The 18589-nt window shown below is 64.5% G+C and carries 21 protein-coding genes and 2 pseudogenes; 20 read left to right on the plus strand and 3 right to left on the minus strand.

Annotated features, from left to right (window positions below):
- The 9 genes and pseudogenes from EOA29_RS43995 to EOA29_RS06385 form a co-directional block, all read left to right on the plus strand.
- Window positions 1-128: pseudogene (locus EOA29_RS43995) on the plus strand (50S ribosomal protein L19); the annotation flags it as partial.
- A 372-nt stretch (window positions 129-500) separates the two neighbouring features.
- Window positions 501-935, plus strand: a complete 435-nt coding sequence (locus EOA29_RS06340) for an organic hydroperoxide resistance protein (protein WP_126091202.1) — start codon at window positions 501-503, stop codon at window positions 933-935.
- Entirely contained in the window at window positions 932-1435 is a 504-nt protein-coding gene (locus EOA29_RS06345) for a MarR family transcriptional regulator (protein ID WP_126091203.1), read from the plus strand. The genes EOA29_RS06340 and EOA29_RS06345 overlap by 4 nt, the downstream gene beginning before the upstream one ends.
- A 166-nt stretch (window positions 1436-1601) precedes the next feature.
- Window positions 1602-2399, plus strand: coding sequence for a transporter substrate-binding domain-containing protein (locus EOA29_RS06350; RefSeq protein WP_126091204.1), 798 nt, complete (start codon window positions 1602-1604; stop codon window positions 2397-2399).
- Window positions 2400-2665: 266 nt separating this feature from the next.
- Window positions 2666-3478, plus strand: a complete 813-nt coding sequence (locus EOA29_RS06360) for an amino acid ABC transporter permease (protein WP_126091205.1) — start codon at window positions 2666-2668, stop codon at window positions 3476-3478.
- A 112-nt stretch (window positions 3479-3590) separates the two neighbouring features.
- Window positions 3591-4226, plus strand: a complete 636-nt coding sequence (locus EOA29_RS06365; RefSeq protein WP_126091206.1) for a class I SAM-dependent methyltransferase — start codon at window positions 3591-3593, stop codon at window positions 4224-4226.
- A gap of 404 nt (window positions 4227-4630) precedes the next feature.
- Window positions 4631-6040 carry a 3-isopropylmalate dehydratase large subunit gene (leuC, locus tag EOA29_RS06375; RefSeq protein WP_126091207.1) on the plus strand — a complete coding sequence of 470 codons (1410 nt, stop codon included), beginning with the start codon at window positions 4631-4633 and terminating at the stop codon, window positions 6038-6040.
- Between the two features lie 269 nt (window positions 6041-6309).
- Window positions 6310-7506: a GGDEF domain-containing protein gene (locus EOA29_RS06380; protein WP_126091208.1), complete on the plus strand. Its 1197-nt coding sequence runs from the start codon at window positions 6310-6312 to the stop codon at window positions 7504-7506.
- 68 nt (window positions 7507-7574) lie between these two features.
- A pseudogene (locus tag EOA29_RS06385) lies at window positions 7575-8776 on the plus strand (GGDEF domain-containing protein).
- On the opposite strand, the gene EOA29_RS06390 reads toward EOA29_RS06385, so the two are convergent.
- Window positions 8760-9107: a hypothetical protein gene (locus EOA29_RS06390; protein WP_126091209.1), complete on the minus strand. Its 348-nt coding sequence runs from the start codon at window positions 9105-9107 to the stop codon at window positions 8760-8762. The pseudogene EOA29_RS06385 and the gene EOA29_RS06390 sit on opposite strands and share 17 nt — an antisense overlap.
- 478 nt (window positions 9108-9585) lie before the next feature.
- Between EOA29_RS06390 and EOA29_RS44000 the strand changes: the two genes are divergently transcribed.
- From EOA29_RS44000 to EOA29_RS06430, 7 genes are all read left to right on the plus strand, one after another.
- Window positions 9586-9828, plus strand: coding sequence for a hypothetical protein (locus EOA29_RS44000; protein WP_348628860.1), 243 nt, complete (start codon window positions 9586-9588; stop codon window positions 9826-9828).
- A gap of 226 nt (window positions 9829-10054) precedes the next feature.
- The gene (sdhC, locus tag EOA29_RS06400) at window positions 10055-10477 is read left to right on the plus strand and encodes a succinate dehydrogenase, cytochrome b556 subunit (protein ID WP_126091211.1); all 423 of its coding nucleotides are present in this window, start codon (window positions 10055-10057) and stop codon (window positions 10475-10477) included.
- Entirely contained in the window at window positions 10477-10872 is a 396-nt protein-coding gene (gene sdhD, locus EOA29_RS06405; RefSeq protein ID WP_126091212.1) for a succinate dehydrogenase, hydrophobic membrane anchor protein, read from the plus strand. The genes sdhC and sdhD overlap by 1 nt, the downstream gene beginning before the upstream one ends.
- A 4-nt stretch (window positions 10873-10876) precedes the next feature.
- Window positions 10877-12709, plus strand: a complete 1833-nt coding sequence (sdhA, locus tag EOA29_RS06410) for a succinate dehydrogenase flavoprotein subunit (protein WP_126091213.1) — start codon at window positions 10877-10879, stop codon at window positions 12707-12709.
- Between the two features lie 2 nt (window positions 12710-12711).
- Window positions 12712-13146 carry a DUF3052 family protein gene (locus tag EOA29_RS06415; protein ID WP_126091214.1) on the plus strand — a complete coding sequence of 145 codons (435 nt, stop codon included), beginning with the start codon at window positions 12712-12714 and terminating at the stop codon, window positions 13144-13146.
- Window positions 13146-13925 (plus strand): succinate dehydrogenase iron-sulfur subunit, encoded by a 780-nt coding sequence (locus EOA29_RS06420; RefSeq protein WP_126091215.1) that lies wholly within the window; start codon window positions 13146-13148, stop codon window positions 13923-13925. Before EOA29_RS06415 ends, EOA29_RS06420 begins: the two co-directional genes overlap by 1 nt.
- A 218-nt stretch (window positions 13926-14143) precedes the next feature.
- On the plus strand, window positions 14144-14776 hold the full coding sequence (locus EOA29_RS06430; RefSeq protein ID WP_126091216.1) for a DUF480 domain-containing protein: 633 nt from the start codon (window positions 14144-14146) through the stop codon (window positions 14774-14776).
- A gap of 57 nt (window positions 14777-14833) precedes the next feature.
- On the opposite strand, the gene EOA29_RS06435 is transcribed toward EOA29_RS06430, so the two are convergent.
- Complete coding sequence (locus EOA29_RS06435) at window positions 14834-15259, minus strand: OsmC family protein (RefSeq protein ID WP_059189445.1); 426 nt, start codon at window positions 15257-15259, stop codon at window positions 14834-14836.
- Between the two features lie 197 nt (window positions 15260-15456).
- On the opposite strand from EOA29_RS06435, the gene EOA29_RS06440 reads away from it, so the two are divergent.
- The 4 genes from EOA29_RS06440 (at window position 15457) to EOA29_RS06455 (ending at window position 17258) form a co-directional block, all read left to right on the plus strand.
- Window positions 15457-15666: a hypothetical protein gene (locus EOA29_RS06440; protein WP_126091217.1), complete on the plus strand. Its 210-nt coding sequence runs from the start codon at window positions 15457-15459 to the stop codon at window positions 15664-15666.
- Window positions 15667-15668: 2 nt separating this feature from the next.
- Window positions 15669-16025 (plus strand): YciI family protein, encoded by a 357-nt coding sequence (locus EOA29_RS06445; protein WP_126091218.1) that lies wholly within the window; start codon window positions 15669-15671, stop codon window positions 16023-16025.
- A gap of 177 nt (window positions 16026-16202) precedes the next feature.
- Window positions 16203-16559 carry a YciI family protein gene (locus EOA29_RS06450; RefSeq protein ID WP_126091219.1) on the plus strand — a complete coding sequence of 119 codons (357 nt, stop codon included), beginning with the start codon at window positions 16203-16205 and terminating at the stop codon, window positions 16557-16559.
- Between the two features lie 168 nt (window positions 16560-16727).
- Complete coding sequence (locus EOA29_RS06455) at window positions 16728-17258, plus strand: hypothetical protein (protein ID WP_126091220.1); 531 nt, start codon at window positions 16728-16730, stop codon at window positions 17256-17258.
- 272 nt (window positions 17259-17530) lie between these two features.
- On the opposite strand, the gene EOA29_RS06460 is transcribed toward EOA29_RS06455, so the two are convergent.
- Window positions 17531-18589 (minus strand): ubiquinone biosynthesis hydroxylase (locus EOA29_RS06460; protein ID WP_127220525.1); only part of this gene is annotated, 1059 nt, incomplete at its 5' end.

Consider the following 18589-nt stretch of genomic DNA (forward strand, 5'->3'; position numbering starts at 1 on the left):
ACGCTCTGAACGCCGAGCGCGCCCGCATCGAGGCCGAGAAGGTCGCCGCCGCCGAGGCGCTGGCCGTCGAGAAGGCAGCGCAGGACGCCGCCGAGAAGAAGGCTGCCGAGGCCGCTTCGGCCGAGTAAGGCTTTTCGATAGACGCGTTTCGGAAAGGCGGCTTCGGCCGCCTTTTTTCGTTTTGACCACGGGTCTGCTCGACCTCCCGGGCAAGCAGCGTCGCGTTCCTTCACACCCCCCTCTGTCCTGCCGGACATCTCCCCCGCAAGGGGGGAGATTGGCAGCTTCGGCGCCGCGTCCTCCCGTGGAGGTCGACAATTGGCGAAAGTCGCGGAACATCCGATCTCCCCCCTTGCGGGGGAGATGGCCGGCAGGCCAGAGGGGGGTGCTGTCCCGCCAGCGGTTCCGATTTCTGCCCCAAAGGATTCCAGCGCCGGCGCCCTTGACATCCTATTATCTTGTACACTAAATAATCGTGCACAAGATAAATGGAGACAAAGATGTCAGCACTCTACACCGCCCAGGCTCGCGTCGTCGGTGGCCGCGCGGGTCATGCCGAGACCAGCGACGGTCTGCTCAAACTCGATCTGGCGATGCCGAAGGAACTCGGCGGGCAGGGCGGCGCAACCAATCCGGAGCAGCTTTTCGCCGCCGGCTATGCCGCCTGCTTCGAAAGCGCGATCCGCTTCGTTGCGCGAAAGCAGAAGCTGCCGCTTCAGGATGCGGCGGTGACGGCAACGGTCAGCCTCTATCCGAACGACCAGGGAGGCTTCAGGCTCGGCGTCGCGCTGGCTGCCGAAACGAAAGGCCTTGATCAGGCGGGCGCGGAAGCGCTTGTATCGGAAGCGCACCAGGTCTGCCCCTATTCCAACGCCATCCGGGGCAATATCGATGTGGCGCTTTCCACGGTGGCGCTCGCGGCAAAGGCGGCATGACGACGAAGCTCGAAACCAGGCCCAGCGACGCCCCGGCGGATACCGCCGCCGGGGCGCTCGCCGTTCCGCGTCTCGACCAGCAGCTCTGCTTCGCGCTCTATTCGGCAAGCGGGCTGATGACGAAGCTCTACCGGCCGCTGCTCGATCCGCTCGGCCTCACCTATCCGCAATATCTGGCGATGCTGGCGCTGTGGCAGCGTTCGCCGATGACGGTGGGCGAGCTTGGCGAGGCGCTGGGGCTGGATTCCGCGACATTGACCCCGCTGATCAAGCGGATGGAGGCGGGCGGCCTCGTCACCCGCCGGCGCGACAGCGCCGACGAACGCCGGGTGCTGGTCGAGCCGACGGCAAAAGGCCAGGCGCTGCGCGCGAACATGAAGGATGTTCAGGCAGCGCTTGCCTGCAGCATGCCGTTGGAACGCGCCGAGCTCAAAGCCCTGCACGGCACACTGACCCGGCTGGTCGCCGGACTGCGCGAGGCCGCCGCCGATCAGGACTGATCGCAGCAACGTCCGTTCTAGAATTCATCTTTCGGAAGCAATGGAATCCATGTAGGCGCGGAACGTCGCAGCGGATCGGCTTGCAAGGCGCTTGCGGAAAGCTAAAGTCGGCGCCTTGTCCTGGCGCGCGAGGATTGCGCGGCCAATCACATTCGGGGAGTTTGTCATGACCAAGTCGAAACTGTTGCTGGCCGCCATGGTGGCCTGCCTTCTCGCGCCCGTCGCGGCGCTCGCCGATGCGCTGCCCGATCTCGGCGGCAAGAAGGTTGTGGTGGTGACCGAAAACGCCTATCCGCCGCTGCAGTTCATCGACAAGAAGACTGGCAAGCAGATCGGCTGGGAGTATGACGCGATGGACGAGATCGCCAAGCGGCTGAACTTCAAGGTCGAGTACCAGAACACCTCCTGGGACGCGATGATCCAGGCGGTTTCCGACAACCAGTACAACATCGGCATGACCGGCATCACCATCAAGGAAGACCGCAAGGAGAAGGTCGACTTCTCCGACCCCTATATGCGTTCGGAGCAGTTCATGCTGGTGCGCGGCGACGAGAACCGCTTCACCGACGCCAAGAGCTTCGGCGCCTTCAAGGACGGGCTGATCGGCGCCCAGCCCGGCACCACGCCCTTCTACACCGCCGTCTACAGCGTGCTCGACGGCAACGAGCAGAACCCGCGGATAAAACTGTTCGAGACTTTCGGCGCCACCGTGCAGGCGCTGAAGTCGGGCGACGTCGATGTCGTGCTCACCGACGGCACCGCCGGCAAGGGCTATGTCGATGCTTCGGAGGGCAAGCTCAAGCTGATCGGCGGGCCGCTCGGCACCGAGGATTTCGGCTTCATCTTCCCGAAGGGCTCCGACCTGGTGAAGCCGGTCAACGCCGCGATCGCCGCGCTTAAAGCCGACGGCACGCTCGATGCGCTGAACAAGAAGTGGTTCCTTGATTACAAGATGGGGCAGTAGCTCGTTTTGGCGCGGGCGGTGCGCAACGGCTACGGGCGGAAAGCCGCGAAAGCCTCATTCCTTCCCACCCCCCTCTGTCCTGCCGGACATCTCCCCCGCAAGGGGGGAGATTGGCAGCTTGATCCACGGCGCCTTTCCCTCAACGTCGGTTATTGGCGAAAGCCGCAGCGACATCTGATCTCCCCCCTTGCGGGGGAGATGCCCGTCAGGGCAGAGGGGGGTGTGCCGGAACGCGGCATTAACAATTATGCCGTCGACGCCGCCTGATGCCCGCCGCAACCTCCACCGCCAAATCCGAGTTCCCCTGGTGGCTGGCCGCCGCCCTTGTGCTCGCCTTGATCGCGGCGCTGGCGATCGCCGCGAGCGACCTCTACGCCCAGGTCTTCGCCACGGTCGCCAAGGGCATCGGCATCACCATCTTCGTCACGGTCGTCGCCTTCGCGCTGGCTTCGACGTTTGGCCTCGGCATCGCGCTGATGGCATTGTCCGGTTCGCAATGGCTGCGGCAGGTCGCGCGCTTCTATGTCGAGATCATCCGCGGCGTGCCGATCCTGGTGCTCCTGTTCTGGATCGCCTTTGCCGGGGCGCCGGCCTTCGTCGCGGCGTGGAACGCGCTGACGGCGCCGCTGCAGAGCGCCGGCTTGATGGGCGAACTCCTGGTGCGCGACGTCTCACTGCTCTGGCGCGCCATCATGGCGCTCACCATCGGCTATTCGGCCTTCATCTCGGAAGTGTTCCGGGCCGGCATCCAGTCGGTCGAGAAGGGTCAGATCGAAGCCGCCAAAGCGCTCGGCCTGACGCGCGTGCAGCGTTTCCGGCTGATCGTCTTCCCGCAGGCGATCCGCACCATCCTGCCGCCGCTCGGCAACGACTTCGTCGCCATGGTCAAGGATTCCTCGCTGGTCTCGGTGCTGGGCGTCGCCGACATCACCCAGATGGGCAAGGTCTACGCCGCCGGTTCCTTCCGCTTCTTCGAGACCTATTCGATCGTCGCCTACATCTATCTCATCCTGACCGTCGGCCTGTCGCTGGCGCTGCGAGCGCTGGAGCAGCGGCTGCGCCGGCAGAACGAGGCATAGCGGCCCGGCGAAGACCGCGCTACGATCCCGGTTTGTCGTTGCCGGACGCATGCCGTCTTCCCGCGCCGCCGCGCTTTTGCACGGCCTGCATCCGGTGAGGAGGAACCGATCCATGAATTTCGACAAGGCCGATGCGGCGCTGGACTCCGTCTATTCGGCCGAGACGCCGGAAGCGCTCGCCAAGGCCTATGCCGAATGGGCGGCGACCTATGACAGCGAAACCGCCTCGCTCGGCTATCTCTTGCCCTTCCTCATCGCCGCCTGGGTGGCTCGCCATGTGCCGACGGGCGATGGCCCACTGCTCGATGCAGGCTGCGGCACCGGCCTGTCGGGGCCGTCGCTGAAGGCGCTGGGCTATGGCGATATCGCCGGGCTCGACCTTTCCGACGACATGCTGAAGCTCGCCGGCAGCCGCCAGGCCTACAGCGAGCTGAAGAAGGCGATGCTCGGTGGTCCGCTGCCTTGGCCGGACAGGCATTTCCGCGCCTTCTTCTCGACCGGCGTCTTCACCATCGGCCACGCGCCTGCCTCCGGCCTGCACGAGCTGGTGCGCGTCACGAAGAGCGGCGGCCACGCCATCTTCACCGTGCGCGACCAGGTGTTCGAGAGCGGCGGATTTCAGGCTGTGTTCGACGATCTCACGCAGGCGAGGAAGTGGCGGCTGGTCGAGCAAAGCCCGTGGTTCCGCTGCTACGCGATCGGCGACCCGGAGGCGCTGGTGAAGACGCTTGTGTTCGAGGTGCTGTGAGCGCGGCCTTCCCTTCTCCCCTTGTGGGAGAAGGTGGATCGGCGCGATAGCGCCGAGACGGATGAGGGGTGTTCCAGCGGAGTGAGACGTTGGCGTTCCCTGGAACACCCCTCATCCGTCGCCTTCGGCGACACCTTCTCCCACAAGGGGAGAAGGGGGCGTCGCGCCAATTGCCGAAAAGCCAAAACATTGCTATTTACCCCGCCATGGAAGAGCTATTCGGCGATCCGGCCTACAAGGGTTTCGTGCTGCAGGACAGAAAGCGCCTGCCGTCGCGATTTGCCGCGCGCGTCTGCGGCGCGCTGACCAGCCGACTTAGCTGAGGCCGACTGACCCCAATCGCTTTGCCGGCTTCAAAGTCCCGGCCAGCTTTTCCCATTTTCGAAATCGACGGATTTACGCACATGAGCGCACCGCGCACCCTCTACGACAAGATTTTCGACGACCACGTCGTCGACCGCCAGGACGACGGCACCTGCCTGCTCTATATCGACCGCCACCTCGTCCACGAGGTCACCAGCCCGCAGGCCTTCGAAGGCCTGCGCATGAGCGGCAGAAAGGTCCGGCATCCCGAAAAGACGCTGGCCGTGGTCGATCACAATGTGCCGACCTCGCCCGAGCGCAAGTTCGGCATCAAGAACGAGGAAAGCCGCATCCAGGTCGAGGCGCTGGCCAAGAACGCCAAGGATTTCGGCATCGAATATTACTCCGAGAACGACGTCCGCCAGGGCATCGTCCACATCATCGGCCCGGAGCAGGGCTTTACGCTGCCCGGCATGACCATCGTCTGCGGCGACAGCCACACCTCGACGCACGGCGCTTTCGGTGCGCTGGCGCATGGTATCGGCACATCGGAAGTCGAGCATGTGCTGGCGACGCAGACGCTGATCCAGCGCAAGGCCAAGAACATGCTGGTGCGTGTCGACGGCCAGCTTCCGGAAGGCGTCACCGCCAAGGACATCATCCTTGCCATCATCGGCGAGATCGGCACCGCCGGCGGCACCGGCTACGTCATCGAATATGCCGGCGAAGCGATCCGCTCGCTGTCGATGGAAGGCCGCATGACGATCTGCAACATGTCGATCGAGGGCGGGGCGCGGGCCGGCCTGATCGCGCCGGACGAGACCACCTTCGCCTATGTCAAGGACAAGCCGCGCGCGCCGAAGGGCGCGGCATGGGATGCGGCACTCGCCTATTGGAAGACGCTGCATTCCGACGAAGGCGCGCATTTCGACAAGGTGGTCGTGCTCGACGCGCAAAAACTGCCGCCGATCGTCTCCTGGGGCTCCTCGCCCGAGGACGTCGTCTCGGTGCAGGGCTCCGTGCCCAATCCGGCCGATATCGCCGACGAGAACAAGCGCACGTCCAAGCTGCGCGCGCTCGACTATATGGGGCTGACGCCGGGAACCAAGATCACCGACATCGCGCTCGACCGCGTTTTCATCGGCTCCTGCACCAATGGCCGCATCGAGGACCTGCGCGCCGCCGCCAAGGTGGTCGAGGGCAAGAAGGTCAATCCGCGCGTCAACGCGATGATCGTGCCGGGCTCCGGACTGGTCAAGGAGCAGGCGGAAGCCGAGGGTCTCGACAAGATCTTCGTCGCCGCCGGCTTCGACTGGCGCGAGCCGGGCTGCTCGATGTGCCTGGCCATGAATGACGACCGGCTGAAGCCGCATGAGCGCTGCGCCTCGACCTCGAACCGCAATTTCGAGGGCCGGCAGGGCTTCAAGGGCCGTACCCATCTGGTGTCGCCGGCCATGGCGGCGGCGGCGGCGATCGCCGGCCACTTCGTCGACATCCGCGACTGGAAATAGGACACCGCGGCTATCCCGTCACCGAACCCCGGACCGCGTCGCGGTTCGGGGTTTTTCACGCTAAAGCGCGTCGCGATCTTTCAGATTCGCTCCGTGCGCTTTAGGTTTTTGATTTTACGCATGTCTTGGTCCCGAAACCGGCTCCCACTTTCGGGAGACATGCTTTAGGCCGAAGCAAGATTGCACCTGCGTCAGCTTCCGCTTAACTGCTTGTTTGCGCTTCCGGACTAGCATCTCCCCAGGGTAAGTTTGGGGAAAGTTACGGTCCGTTGGACACCGGTCTGCTCATAGCGCTGCTCAACCCGACGATAGCGCTGGCGCTTGGCGCCGCGTTCCTCGTGCTGTGGTTCTATCAGCGCCACCGCCCGTATCTGGCGGCGCTGGCGGCGAGCTATTGCCTGTCGGCCTCGGGCTTCCTGCTGCAATATTTCACGCTTCCGGTCGGCGTCGTGGCGACCAAGCTGATCTCCAACATATGCTTCACGATCGCCGCATGCTGCCTTTCCAGCGCCATCGTCGCGCGCTTCGGTCGGCGCGTGCCCTATATCGGCATCGGCATCATGACCGGCGGCGGGCTCGCCGCTTTCGCATGGTTCATGTTCGTCCAGCCCGATCTCACCTGGCGCGTGCTTGCCATGAATTTCGGTTTCGGCGCCTTGAGCCTGCTGGTCGCCGCCGAGCTCAGGGCCGTGCGCAACAATGGGCCGACCGAAAAAATCCTGTTCGTGCTGTCGCTGCTTTCCGGGCTGAACTTCATCGCCCGTACCCTGATCGTCGTCATCGCGCATGGTCCGTTCCCGAGCTATGATGGCTTCTACGGCTCGTCCTATTGGACGACGGCGCTGCTCTCGCATGCGCTTTTATCGCTCTTGACGGCGCTCTGCCTGTTCACGGCGGCGGCGCTCGACGTGATGAAGGCTTTGAAGGCCGAAACCCATACCGACCCGCTGTCGGGGCTGCTCAACCGCCGGGGCTTCGAGGAACGGGCAGCGTTGCTGCTTGATCAATGCGCCAAAACAGGATCCCCCGTCGCTCTGGTGCTTGCCGATCTCGATCACTTCAAGGCGCTCAACGACCGGCACGGACATGAGGCGGGCGACAGGGTGATCGTCGATTTCGCCGCCAAGCTGCGTTTTGCCACGGGTACGCGGGGCGCTGCCGGCCGCATCGGCGGCGAGGAGTTCGCCGTGCTCCTGCCGCTCAGCGATCTCGCCTCGGCGCGGTTGTTCGCGGAAGCGATCCGCGCCTATTATTCGGCGGGCGCGGTCGATGGGCTTCCCTCCGGCATCAGGCTGACCGCGAGCTTCGGCGTCGCCGCCCGCACCGGCAACGAAAGGCTGATGCCGCTGATGCGGCGCGCCGACGAGGCGCTCTACAAGGCCAAGAGGAACGGCCGCGACAGCGTCCGTCTCTCCTACGAGCGGCCTGAAACCGCCTTCGTGCCAGCAGCGGTCAGCGTCGGCTGAATCAGCGGCCTGCGTTAACGGCTTTTTCGCCCGTCGATGGTTTTCTGTCCGAGGGGCATCGAAGGAACATGGGCAGCGCTGATTTCATCCTGATGATCAATCTGTCCGTCGCCGGGCTGCTGGCGACGGCCTTCATGGCGATCGCCATCCATGACGTCGGGCGCGTGTCGGCGCGCTGGCTGGCCTTCAGCTATGGGCTCGGCATGGCCTATTTCGCCATCGAATTCAGCATCCCCGCCTTTGCCGACGCCCGGCTGCCGGTGGTCGTCGCCTTCGCCGTCTTCCTCGGCGCGACCATCGCCTTCAATGGCGGGCTTGCCTATAGATATGGCGTGACCCCACCCTGGGCGCCGATGCTGTTCTTCCTGGCTGTCGCCTCGGTCGCCGTCTATCTGGTGCAGGATCTGCCGCGCCACTCGCTCAACCGCATGATGGCCTATCAGCTTCCCTATGCCGCCATGCAGTTTGCCGCCCTCGGCATCGTTCTCTCTCGTCCAGGCAGAGGCTCGGGCGGCTCGATTACGCGCTGATGGCGGTGCTGGCGGCGAGCGCCGTGCAGTTCGCTTCGAAGCCGTTCATCGCCGGCGCGCTCGGAGGATGGGGCGCCGATCCGCAATCCTACGTGCAGACGGGCTATGCGCTGGTGTCGCAGTCGCTCGGCACCGTGTTCGGCCTGGCGTTGGCGCTGCTTGCGCTCGCCCTGCTGGTGCGCGACGTGCTGGCCGAGGCGACGTCGAAATCGGAGATCGACACGCTGTCACGGCTGCTCAATCGCGGCGGTTTCGAACGTCATGCCGAGCTCGCCTTGCGGGACGCCGTGCGCCAGGGTGTTCCGGTGGCGCTGGTCATTGCTGATCTGGACCACTTCAAGGCCATCAACGACAGCTACGGCCATGCCAGCGGCGATCGCGTCATCGAGACCTTTGCAGGCCTGCTGCGCGAGGCGGCGGCCGAACATCATGTCGCCGGCCGCATCGGCGGCGAGGAGTTCGCCATCATCCTGCCCGGCACCAATCTTGCCGCCGCACGCCTGTTCGCGGAGGGTACGCGCAGCGCGTTCGGCACTTTGCCGATCGACGGCCTGTCCGTCGATCGTCGCTGCAGCGCGAGCTTCGGCGTCGCCGAGCTTGCCGCGGACGAGGGCTTTTCAGATCTCCTGCGGCGCGCCGACGAGGCCCTTTACACGGCCAAGAATGCCGGCCGCGACTGCGTCCGCGTATCGCCCGGACTCGTGGTGCGGCAGGCCAAGGCGCTCAGCGGCAAGGGCTGAGGTTGGGCATCTCGCCGTCGGAAAGCCCGTACATATAGGAGCGGCCCTTCACGAACACCGGCGGCTGGTAGCAGCCCGGCGCGCCGGCATCGTCGGAGTCGTAGATGACGTCGGGCTGGCCGGCACCGGTAAAGTTCGAGAGCTCCTTGGCGTGCCTGCCCTCGCCGACGATGATGCGCTTGTAGCCGGCGGCGCTGTCGATGACGAGATTGCCGAAGGAATCGGCATAGACGCGGTCGTGGTGGCGCAAGCCGGCTTCCGACGGCGTGGCAAAAGCGACGGCCATCGCCGCAATCGCCGCAAGGCAAGCCAGCACTGAATTCGAACGCATTTTGTCCTCCGTTCACCGGCGCGACCTCAAGGCCACGGCCCGGACTTCGTCCGAATCAGAAATTAACCCTTTCTTAACCTTTGTTAAGAGGCGGACCGCCTTCGGTGCCGGATCTTAATGAATATGGTTAATTCTGGTGAGAAGGCCCAAGCCACGCAGGCATCAAGCGGCTCGCCTGCCCCGACCTGCTGACTCGGGGTGAACTTGATCTTGCCGTGCCGCGTGGCTAGCGTGCCGCGCACGAAAGGTGCAGCACATGACGTATGGCCACAGGGTTCGGGTGTTGCTCGGTATCCCGCTGTTTCTCGTTGCCGCAGGCTGCGTGTCCCAGGACGGCGCGCCGAAAGCGGCATCGACTGCGGTCCCGCCTGCTTCGGCTCAGCAGTCCACCGCACCCGCGGAGTCTCCGGCACCTGCACCGCCTGCAGCATCGGCAACGCCTGCGGCATCTGCGACCAAGATCACTACCGACCTTACCGTGCCGCGATCAAGTATCGGCATGGCCACCTACAAATGCGGCAATGGCGGCATGATCTCCATCCAGAATCTCGGCACGTCGCTGCGTGTGGCAGGACCGGATGGTTGGACCGAGGAGTTTGCGGCGTCGCCCGCCAACCAGAGCAGCCGCTACCAAGCGGCGACGCATGACGCAATCGTGATCGACGGGGGCGAAGCGCTGGTCATGAAGAAGGGTTCGAGGCCACTCACCTGCAGACGGTAACGAGGTCAATCTTCATCGGCATACCGCACTTCGCCGGCTTCGCATCGCGCGCTAATCGATTGAAGCGGAATCGCCGCCTTTTGTCAGACTAAATGATGTTTCCAAAACGATTTTCCGGCTTTGACGCGGTGCAAAAAGAGCATTAGAAACCGCCTATCCGAAGCCATATATGGAGACGGCAAAAGCCGCGCCCTTCGAGGCTCCGGGACGCCGAACTGGGGGAGCCATGAGCAAATCACCAGCCACCCACGCAGTCGCCAGACGTGAACGGCCGCTATCGCCGCATCTGACGATCTACCGGCCGCCGATCACGATGACGATGTCGATCATCCACCGCATCACCGGCGGCGCGCTGTATTTCGGCACGCTCTTGGTGGCGGCATGGCTGATCGCGGCGTCGAGCTCGCAGGCCGCGTTCGATTGGGTCGACTGGGCCTTCGGCTCCTGGCTCGGCCGGCTGGTCCTTTTCGGCTACACCTGGGCGCTGATGCACCACATGCTGGGCGGGCTGCGCCACCTTGTGTGGGACACCGGAGCGGGGCTCGAGAAACACACCGCCTCGAAGATCGCCTGGGCGACGCTCGCCGGCTCGATCGTGCTCACGCTTTTGATCTGGATCGCCGGCTATACGGCGCGGGGAGCTTTCTGATGAGCGCGAAGAACACCGACATGCGCACGCCGCTCGGCAAGGTGCGCGGCCTGGGCTCGGCCCGCGAAGGCACCGGCCATTTCTGGCGCCAGAGGCTGACCGCGATTGCCAATATCCCGCTCATCCTGTTCTTCGTCGGCTTTCTGATCGCGGTCAACGGCCACGGCTATGCGGACGTGCGGGCTTCGCTCGCCAATCCGTTCGTGGCGCTCGTGCTTGCGCTGGTGCTGATCTCCGGCCTCTATCACATGCGGCTCGGCATGCAGGTGATCATCGAGGACTACGTGCATGGCGAAGGCATGAAGCTGGCGCTGATCGCCCTCAACACATTCTTCTCAGCAGCAGTCGGCGTCGCCTCGCTCTTCGCCCTGCTCAAACTGGCATTCGGAGGCTGAAGTCTTGGCCAAGGACGCAAACAAAACGGCTTCCGCCTACACTTTTGTCGATCACAAATTCGATGTCGTGATCGTCGGCGCCGGCGGCGCCGGGCTGCGCGCCACGCTCGGCATGGCCGAGCAGGGCCTGCGCACGGCCTGCATCACCAAGGTGTTCCCGACCCGCTCGCACACGGTGGCGGCGCAGGGCGGCATCGCCGCCTCGCTCGCCAATATGGGCCCCGACAACTGGCAGTGGCATCTGTTCGATACCGTCAAGGGCTCGGACTGGCTGGGCGACATCGACGCCCAGGAATACATGGTCCAGCAGGCGCCGGCCGCCGTCTACGAGCTCGAGCATTACGGCGTGCCGTTCTCGCGCACCGAAGAGGGCAAGATCTACCAGCGGCCGTTCGGCGGCATGATGATGAATTTCGGCGAGGGTCCGCCGGTGCAGCGCACATGCGCGGCCGCCGACCGCACCGGCCATGCCATGCTGCACACGCTTTACGGCCAGTCGCTGAAGAACAACGCGCGGTTCTTCATCGAATATTTCGCGCTCGACCTGATCATGGAGCCGGACGGCACCTGCACCGGCGTCGTCGCCTGGAACCTGGACGACGGCACCATCCATCGCTTCTCGGCCAAGATGGTGGTGCTGGCGACCGGCGGCTATGGCCGCACCTATTTCTCCGCCACATCGGCGCACACCTGCACCGGTGACGGCGGCGGCATGGCCGCACGTGCCGGGCTTGCGCTGCAGGACATGGAGTTCGTGCAGTTCCATCCGACCGGCATCTACGGCGCCGGCTGCCTGATCACCGAAGGCGCGCGCGGCGAGGGCGGCTATCTCGTCAATTCCGAGGGCGAGCGTTTCATGGAACGCTATGCGCCGTCGGCCAAGGACCTTGCCTCCCGCGACGTGGTCTCGCGCTGCATGACGCTGGAGATCCGCGAAGGCCGCGGCGTCGGGCCGAAGAAGGACCACATCTTCCTGCATCTCGACCATCTCGACCCGGCCGTTCTGCACGAAAGGCTCCCGGGCATTTCGGAGTCGGCAAAGATCTTCGCCGGCGTCGACCTGACCAAGGAGCCGATCCCGGTGTTGCCGACGGTCCACTACAATATGGGCGGCGTGCCGACCAATTACTGGGGCGAAGTGCTCAACCCGGCGGCGAAGAGTCCGGATCGCGTATCGCCAGGGCTGATGGCAGTGGGCGAGGCCGCCTGCGCTTCGGTGCACGGCGCCAACCGGCTGGGCTCGAATTCGCTGATCGATCTGGTCGTCTTCGGCCGTGCCGCGGCGATAAGGGCCGGCGAGGTGATCGACCGCAATTCGCCGATCCCTTCGCCCAACGCGGCTTCGGTCGAAAAGATCATGGATCGCTTCGACCGGCTGCGTCATGCCAACGGCTCGACGCCAACGGCCGATGTGCGCGAAAAGATGCAGAAGGCGATGCAGGAGGACGCGGCGGTGTTCCGCACCCAGGACTCGCTGGACAATGGCTGCAAGCGCATTTCCGCGATCTGGGGTGAGCTCAAGGACATAAAAGTGTTCGACCGCTCGATGATCTGGAACTCCGACCTGGTCGAGACGCTGGAGCTGGAGAATTTGATGGCGAACGCCATCACCACGGTCCATGGCGCCGCGGCGCGCAAGGAGAGCCGCGGTGCGCACGCGCGGGAAGATTTCCCGGATCGCGACGACGCCAACTGGCGCAAGCATACGTTGGCCCGCGTCAGCGAGGACGGCAAGGTGACGCTCACCTACCGGCCGGTGCATACCGACACGCTGCTGCCGGAAAAAGACGGCGGCATCAACCCGGCCAAGATCGCGCCGAAGGCCAGGGTGTACTGACCATGGCATTGGCGGCCGCGGGATATTCCGGCACGTCCCTTCCGGCCAAGCTCGGCCTGAAGGACGGCATGGTCGCCGCCTTCATCGCGCTGCCGCCGGAGCTCGGCGACCTGGCCGAAGCCGTGGCGTTTGCCGGGGTCGATCGGCTTCCTGAATGGTCATCGATCTCAGGGAACCAGAAATACGATGCCGTGCATGCCTTCACCCGGCAGCGCGCCGAGATCGAGGACGGCCTTGCCGGCATCGAGACGGCGATCAAGCGCGACGGCATGGTCTGGGTTTCCTGGCCGAAGAAGGCATCGAAAGTGCCGACGGACGTCACCGAGGGCGTCATCCGCGCCGAGGCGCTCAAGCGCGACCTCGTCGACGTCAAGGTCGCGGCCGTCAGTGAAATCTGGTCCGGGCTGAAGCTCGTCATCCGAAAGGACCGCAGGTAATGGTCGAACTCACGCTTCCCAAGAATTCGAAAGTCCAGCAGGGCAAGACCTGGCCGAAGCCGGAGGGCGCCACCAACCTTCGCGAATACCGCATCTACCGCTGGTCGCCGGACGACGATGAGAATCCGCGCATGGACACCTATTTCGTCGACATGGACGATTGCGGGCCGATGGTTCTCGACGCGCTGCTCTGGATCAAGAACAAGATCGACCCGACGCTGACGCTGCGCCGCTCCTGCCGCGAAGGCATTTGCGGCTCCTGCGCCATGAACATCGACGGCTCGAACACGCTGGCCTGCACCAAAGGCTGCGACGACATTTCCGGCGCGGTGAAGGTCTATCCGCTGCCGCATATGCCGGTGATCAAGGACCTCGTGCCGGACCTCACCAATTTCTATGCCCAGCACGCCTCGATCGAACCGTGGCTGAAGACGGTCTCGCCGACGCCCGCGACGGAATGGCTGCAGAGCCATGAGGACCGCGAAAAGCTCGACGGGCTCTACGAGTGCATCCTGTGCGCCTGCTGCTCGACATCATGCCCGAGCTACTGGTGGAACGGCGAGCGCTATCTTGGCCCGGCGACGCTGCTGCAGGCCTATCGCTGGCTGATCGACAGCCGCGACGAGGCCAAGGGCGAGCGGCTCGACAATCTGGAAGACCCGTTCCGGCTCTATCGCTGCCACACCATCATGAACTGCGCGCAGACCTGCCCGAAGGGGCTCAACCCGGCCAAGGCGATCGCCGAGATCAAGAAGATGATGGTGGAGAGAAGGATTTAGCGGCAAATTGTTGCTGTCGCGACCCTTCGCACCCCCTCTGGCCTGCCGGACATCTCCCCCGCAAGGGGGGAGATTGGCGGTCTTTCCCGCTTTCGCTAATCTTCAACGTTGCAAGAATGGACGAACGGCGCTGAAGCTGCCGATCCCCCCCTTGCGGGGGAGATGTCCGGCAGGACAGAGGGGGGTGCTGTCCCTCCGGACTCAAAAGGATAGCTCACATGACCGACCTCCCCGTCCTCTCTGCCACCGAAGCGCGCGTGCTCGGCTCTCTGATCGAGAAGAAGGAACTGACGCCGGACGTCTATCCGCTGACGCTCAACGGAGCGCATCAAGCCGCCAACCAGAAGACGGCGCGCGAGCCGGTGATGGCGCTGGAGCTGACGGAGATCAGGCGGGCGCTGAGCACGCTCGAGCAGAAGGGCCTGGTGCGCCAGGCCTTCGCTTCCCGCGTCGAGCGCTACGAGCATCTGATGGCGCAGCGTTTTTCGCTGACGACGCCGCAGATCGCCATCGTCGGTTTGCTGCTGTTGCGCGGCGCGCAGACGGCGCATGAATTGCTGGCGCGCGCGGAGCGCATGGCGCGCTTTGCCTCGATCGAGGAGCTTCGCGACAATCTCGACCTGATGATCGGCCGCCGGCCGCCGCTGGTGCAACTGCTCGAACGCGCGCCCGGGCAGCGCGAGGAGCGCTATGTGCATCTGCTGAGTGGACCGGTGGAAATGACGGCGGCAGCGGTTGCGGCGCCGTGGCAACCGTCGTCATCGGATTCCGATCTCGAAGCGCGAGTGAAGGCGCTCGAGGAAGAGGTCGCGTCGCTGCGCGCAAAGATCGAGGCGCTGGGCGGTAGCTGACCAGAAATGCTGGCGGGACAGCGCGAAGGATCGCTGCCGCTCAGATAAATACGCCAGTCACCCCAGCCTTGCGTCGAGCGAGACCTTGATGGCGCCGAGCGCTTTCGACACCGGGCATTCGGCCTTGGCCTTTTCGGCGAGTTCCTTGAACTTCGCCGCGTCGATGCCCGGCACCTTGCCGACCAGGGTGATGGCGCTGCCGGTGATGCCGGTGCCGGGCACCAGCGTCACCACCGCCTTGGCGTCGAGCTCGGCCGCCGGCGTGCCGTTCTCGGCCAGGAAGTGCGAGAGCTGCATGGCGTAGCAGCCGGCATGCGCCGCCGCGATCAGCTCTTCCGGATTGGTGCCCGATTTGCCGCTCTCGTCCTCGAAGCGCGCCTTGAAGGAATAGGGCGTGCCTTTCAAGGTCCCGCTCTGCGTATCCAGCGTGCCCTTGCCCTCTTTCAGATTGCCTTTCCAGACGGCGTTTGCGGTGCGGTCCATGAAATCCTCCTCGGTTGAGCGTGATCAAAGCCCGGCCAACTATAGCGCGCGCCGGCGTGAAGGCCACCGCGCTTTCACACCGGCGCGCGGTATCGCCATCGGACGACAAAAAAATGCATGTGCAAAAATGTCGACTTGCCCGGGGTCCGGCCGTCCTGTGGGCGGCCACGCAAATGATGGCCGGATGGAGGCTCAAAATGGATACGCTGTTTTCCGCTCGCAAAAGAATGTTCCGACAAGAAACCGACTGGGCCGAGGTGCCGCCTTCGGGCTTTGGCCGCCTGCTCGTGGCTGTCGCCGTCATCGGGCTCGCCATCGGCCTGCTCGACCATGCCGCAGCGCAAGCGAGCCTGGCTGGCAGCAGCTTGATCGCGTCGTCCTATGATCCGGCCCAGCAGAGGAGATAGAGATGCAATATGTTTGCCTTGTCTACGGTGAGGAAGCCGAACTTCATGCGCTTGGCAGCGGAGGGCTGGCGAAGCTCGACGCCAGAGCGATCGCCTACAACAAGGGGCTGGAGAAAAGCGGGCGCCTCATCATCGCGCAAGCGCTGCAATCGGCAACAACATCGAAGACCGTGCGCCGGCGCAAGGGCAAGACGCTCGTCACCGATGGTCCCTTCGCCGAGACCAAGGAGCAATTGCTCGGCTTCGTCATGATCGAGGCCTGCGACCTCGACGAGGCCATCGAGATCGCCTCGACCAGCCCGCTTGCCGAAATCGGCATGCTGGAAGTGCGCGCCGTCTACCACATACCGGGCTCGTAGCCCGGTTCAGCTTTTCATGGAATCGCCGGCTCAGCTTAAGCCTTTGTTTTTACGCAATTCCGGACGGAAAACCGTTACACACTTTTCCTGGAATTGCTCTGGGCCGGATCGCCGGCGGGCAGCCGGCTGCCGCCGTTGCCCGGCGAATGTCATTATCGCAATCACGGGAAGAACACGATGAAATATCTTTGTCTCGTCTATCACGAGGAAGAAAAGCTCCACGCCCTGTCGCGCGGCGAGGCGGCAAAGCTCGACGCCGATTCGCTCGCCTACGACAGAGAACTGGAAAAGAAGGGCTACCTGATCGCGGCGCAGGCGCTGCAATCGGTAAAGACGGCCAAGACCGTGCGCCGGCGCAAGGGCAGGAAGCTCGTCACCGACGGGCCGTTCGCCGAGACCAAGGAACAGTTGCTCGGCTTCGTCATGATCGAAGCGGCGGACCTCGACGAGGCGCTGGACATCGCCGCCGGGATTCCGCTCGCCGAGCTCGGCACCGTCGAAGTCAGGGCCATCTACGACATACCGGGGTCATGATGCCAGCGTGTGGCGATTGCGCAGGCCTTTGTCCTGCTGGATGCCGGCCGAAACCGCTGCACGCTTTTGGCCGACATGCATTAGGAGTTTCTTCATCGCCGCAACTGTCGCGTGTTGAAGCGATGCCACACTTCTCCTATCGTTGCCGGGTTTTCGGGGGAATTCGGCATGCCTTTCCTGATCGCTATCCTTGGCGTGCTCGGCGCCGCGGCCATCTGGTGGTACCGGATGAAGGCCATGAACGAGGCCGCGCGCGAGGTCGCTGACGTCGTCGGGCGCGTGCAGGGCAACATCCGCCGCAAGAAGCTGCGCAAGCAGGCAGCACTCTCGCCGCTGACGGCGATCGACGACCCCGTCGTGGCGGCCGCGACGCTGATCACCGCGATCGTTTCGGAACATGGTCCGATCCTGCCGGGGCGCGAGGCCGCGCTGCGGGAGGTGATTGCTGGAATTGCGGACAGCCGGAAAAAGACCGACGAGGCCGTCGTCTACGCCAAATGGGCCGCCGCGCAGATCGACGACACGACGATCGTCATCGACAAGCTGGCGCCGTTCCTGCGCGAGCGCCTCGATCCGCATGAGCGGAACGATCTGCTCAGGATGCTGAACCGCGTGGCGCAGGGTGGCGAGCAACGGCTGCGGATCGCCGACCAGCGGATGCTGAGGTTGCGGCAGAAGCTGGGTTTCGAGGTGAATTGAGCTGAAGCTGTGGCGGCCGGATCGCCTGCCTTCGTGATTGGCCGAAACGCCCCTCACGTCGTCATTCTATGGCGGAGCAAGGAGCGAAGCGACGTGGCGCAGACCATAGAATCCATTCCGTTACCTATAGGCGTTGCAGCGATGCAGAATTCTGCTCCGCTGCACCCTACGATCAAAGTCACGGAATGGATCCTCGGGTCTTCGCGTCCGCTTCGCTCCCGCTCCGCCCGTGGATGACGACGCCGTGTTAGGCCTCGGCCAATTGTGAGACGCTAGATCGCTTCGCCCTTGAGCAGCCTTGGCGTGTCGCCCGACAGGCCCGAGGCTTGGCGGATGAAGAAATCCTTGAGCCCGGGCATCCGTTCGACAAGGCCGAGGCCGATGTCGCGCACGGCGCGCAGCGGGCCGATGTCGTTGGAGAACAGCCGGTTCAGCACGTCGGTGGTGATGCCCATCTGCAGCGTGTCGAAGCGGCGCCACTGCTGGTAGCGCTCGAGCACGTCGAGCGCGCCGATGTCCTGGCCTAGCCGGTCGGCCTCGACCACCACTTCGGCAAGTGCCGCGACATCCTTGAAGCCGAGATTGAGGCCCTGGCCGGCGATCGGATGGATGCCGTGGGCGGCGTCGCCGGCCAGCGCGATGCGCGGCGCCACGAAGGCGCGGGCAAGGGTCAACCCGAGCGGCCAGGCGCGGGGCTTGTCGGCGACGCGGATCTCGCCGAGCTTCAAGCTGAAGCGCTGTTCCAGCTCGTGCTCGAAGACGAACTCTTCACCATCGACGAGTTTTTGCGCGTCTTCCGTGCGCTCGGTCCAGACGATCGACGAGCGGTTCGTCCCGTCCTTGCCGGGTTTCAGCGGCAGCGTGGCGAAGGGGCCGGCCGGCAGAAAATGTTCCTCGGCGCGGCCATTGTGAGGACGCTCGTGCGCCACCGTGCAGACGATGCCGGACTGGCCGTATTCCCATTTCACCGTCTTGATGCCGGCCATGTCGCGCAGCTTCGAGTTGACGCCGTCGGCGGCAATCAGCAGCCGCGCCTTCAGCGCGGCGCCATCGGCCAGATGCACGGTGACGCCGGTGCCGCTGGTGTCGAAACCGCTGACGGCCATGCCCTCGATGATGTCGATGCCGAGCTTTTCGGCGCGCCGCCGCAGCGCCCCGTTGAGCTCCCGGTTGGCGACCATATGCGCGAAGGGCTCGCCGGGCGCCACCTCGCCGTCGAAGGTCAAAAACACCGGGCGCACCGGATCGGCGGCGCGCGAATCGGTGATGATCATCTCGGTGATCGCCTGCGCCTCCGGCGCGATCTCTTCCCAGACGCCGAGCTGTTCCAG

Origin of the sequence: Mesorhizobium sp. M1E.F.Ca.ET.063.01.1.1, assembly GCF_003998155.1 — a bacterium.
GTDB lineage: Bacteria > Pseudomonadota > Alphaproteobacteria > Rhizobiales > Rhizobiaceae > Mesorhizobium.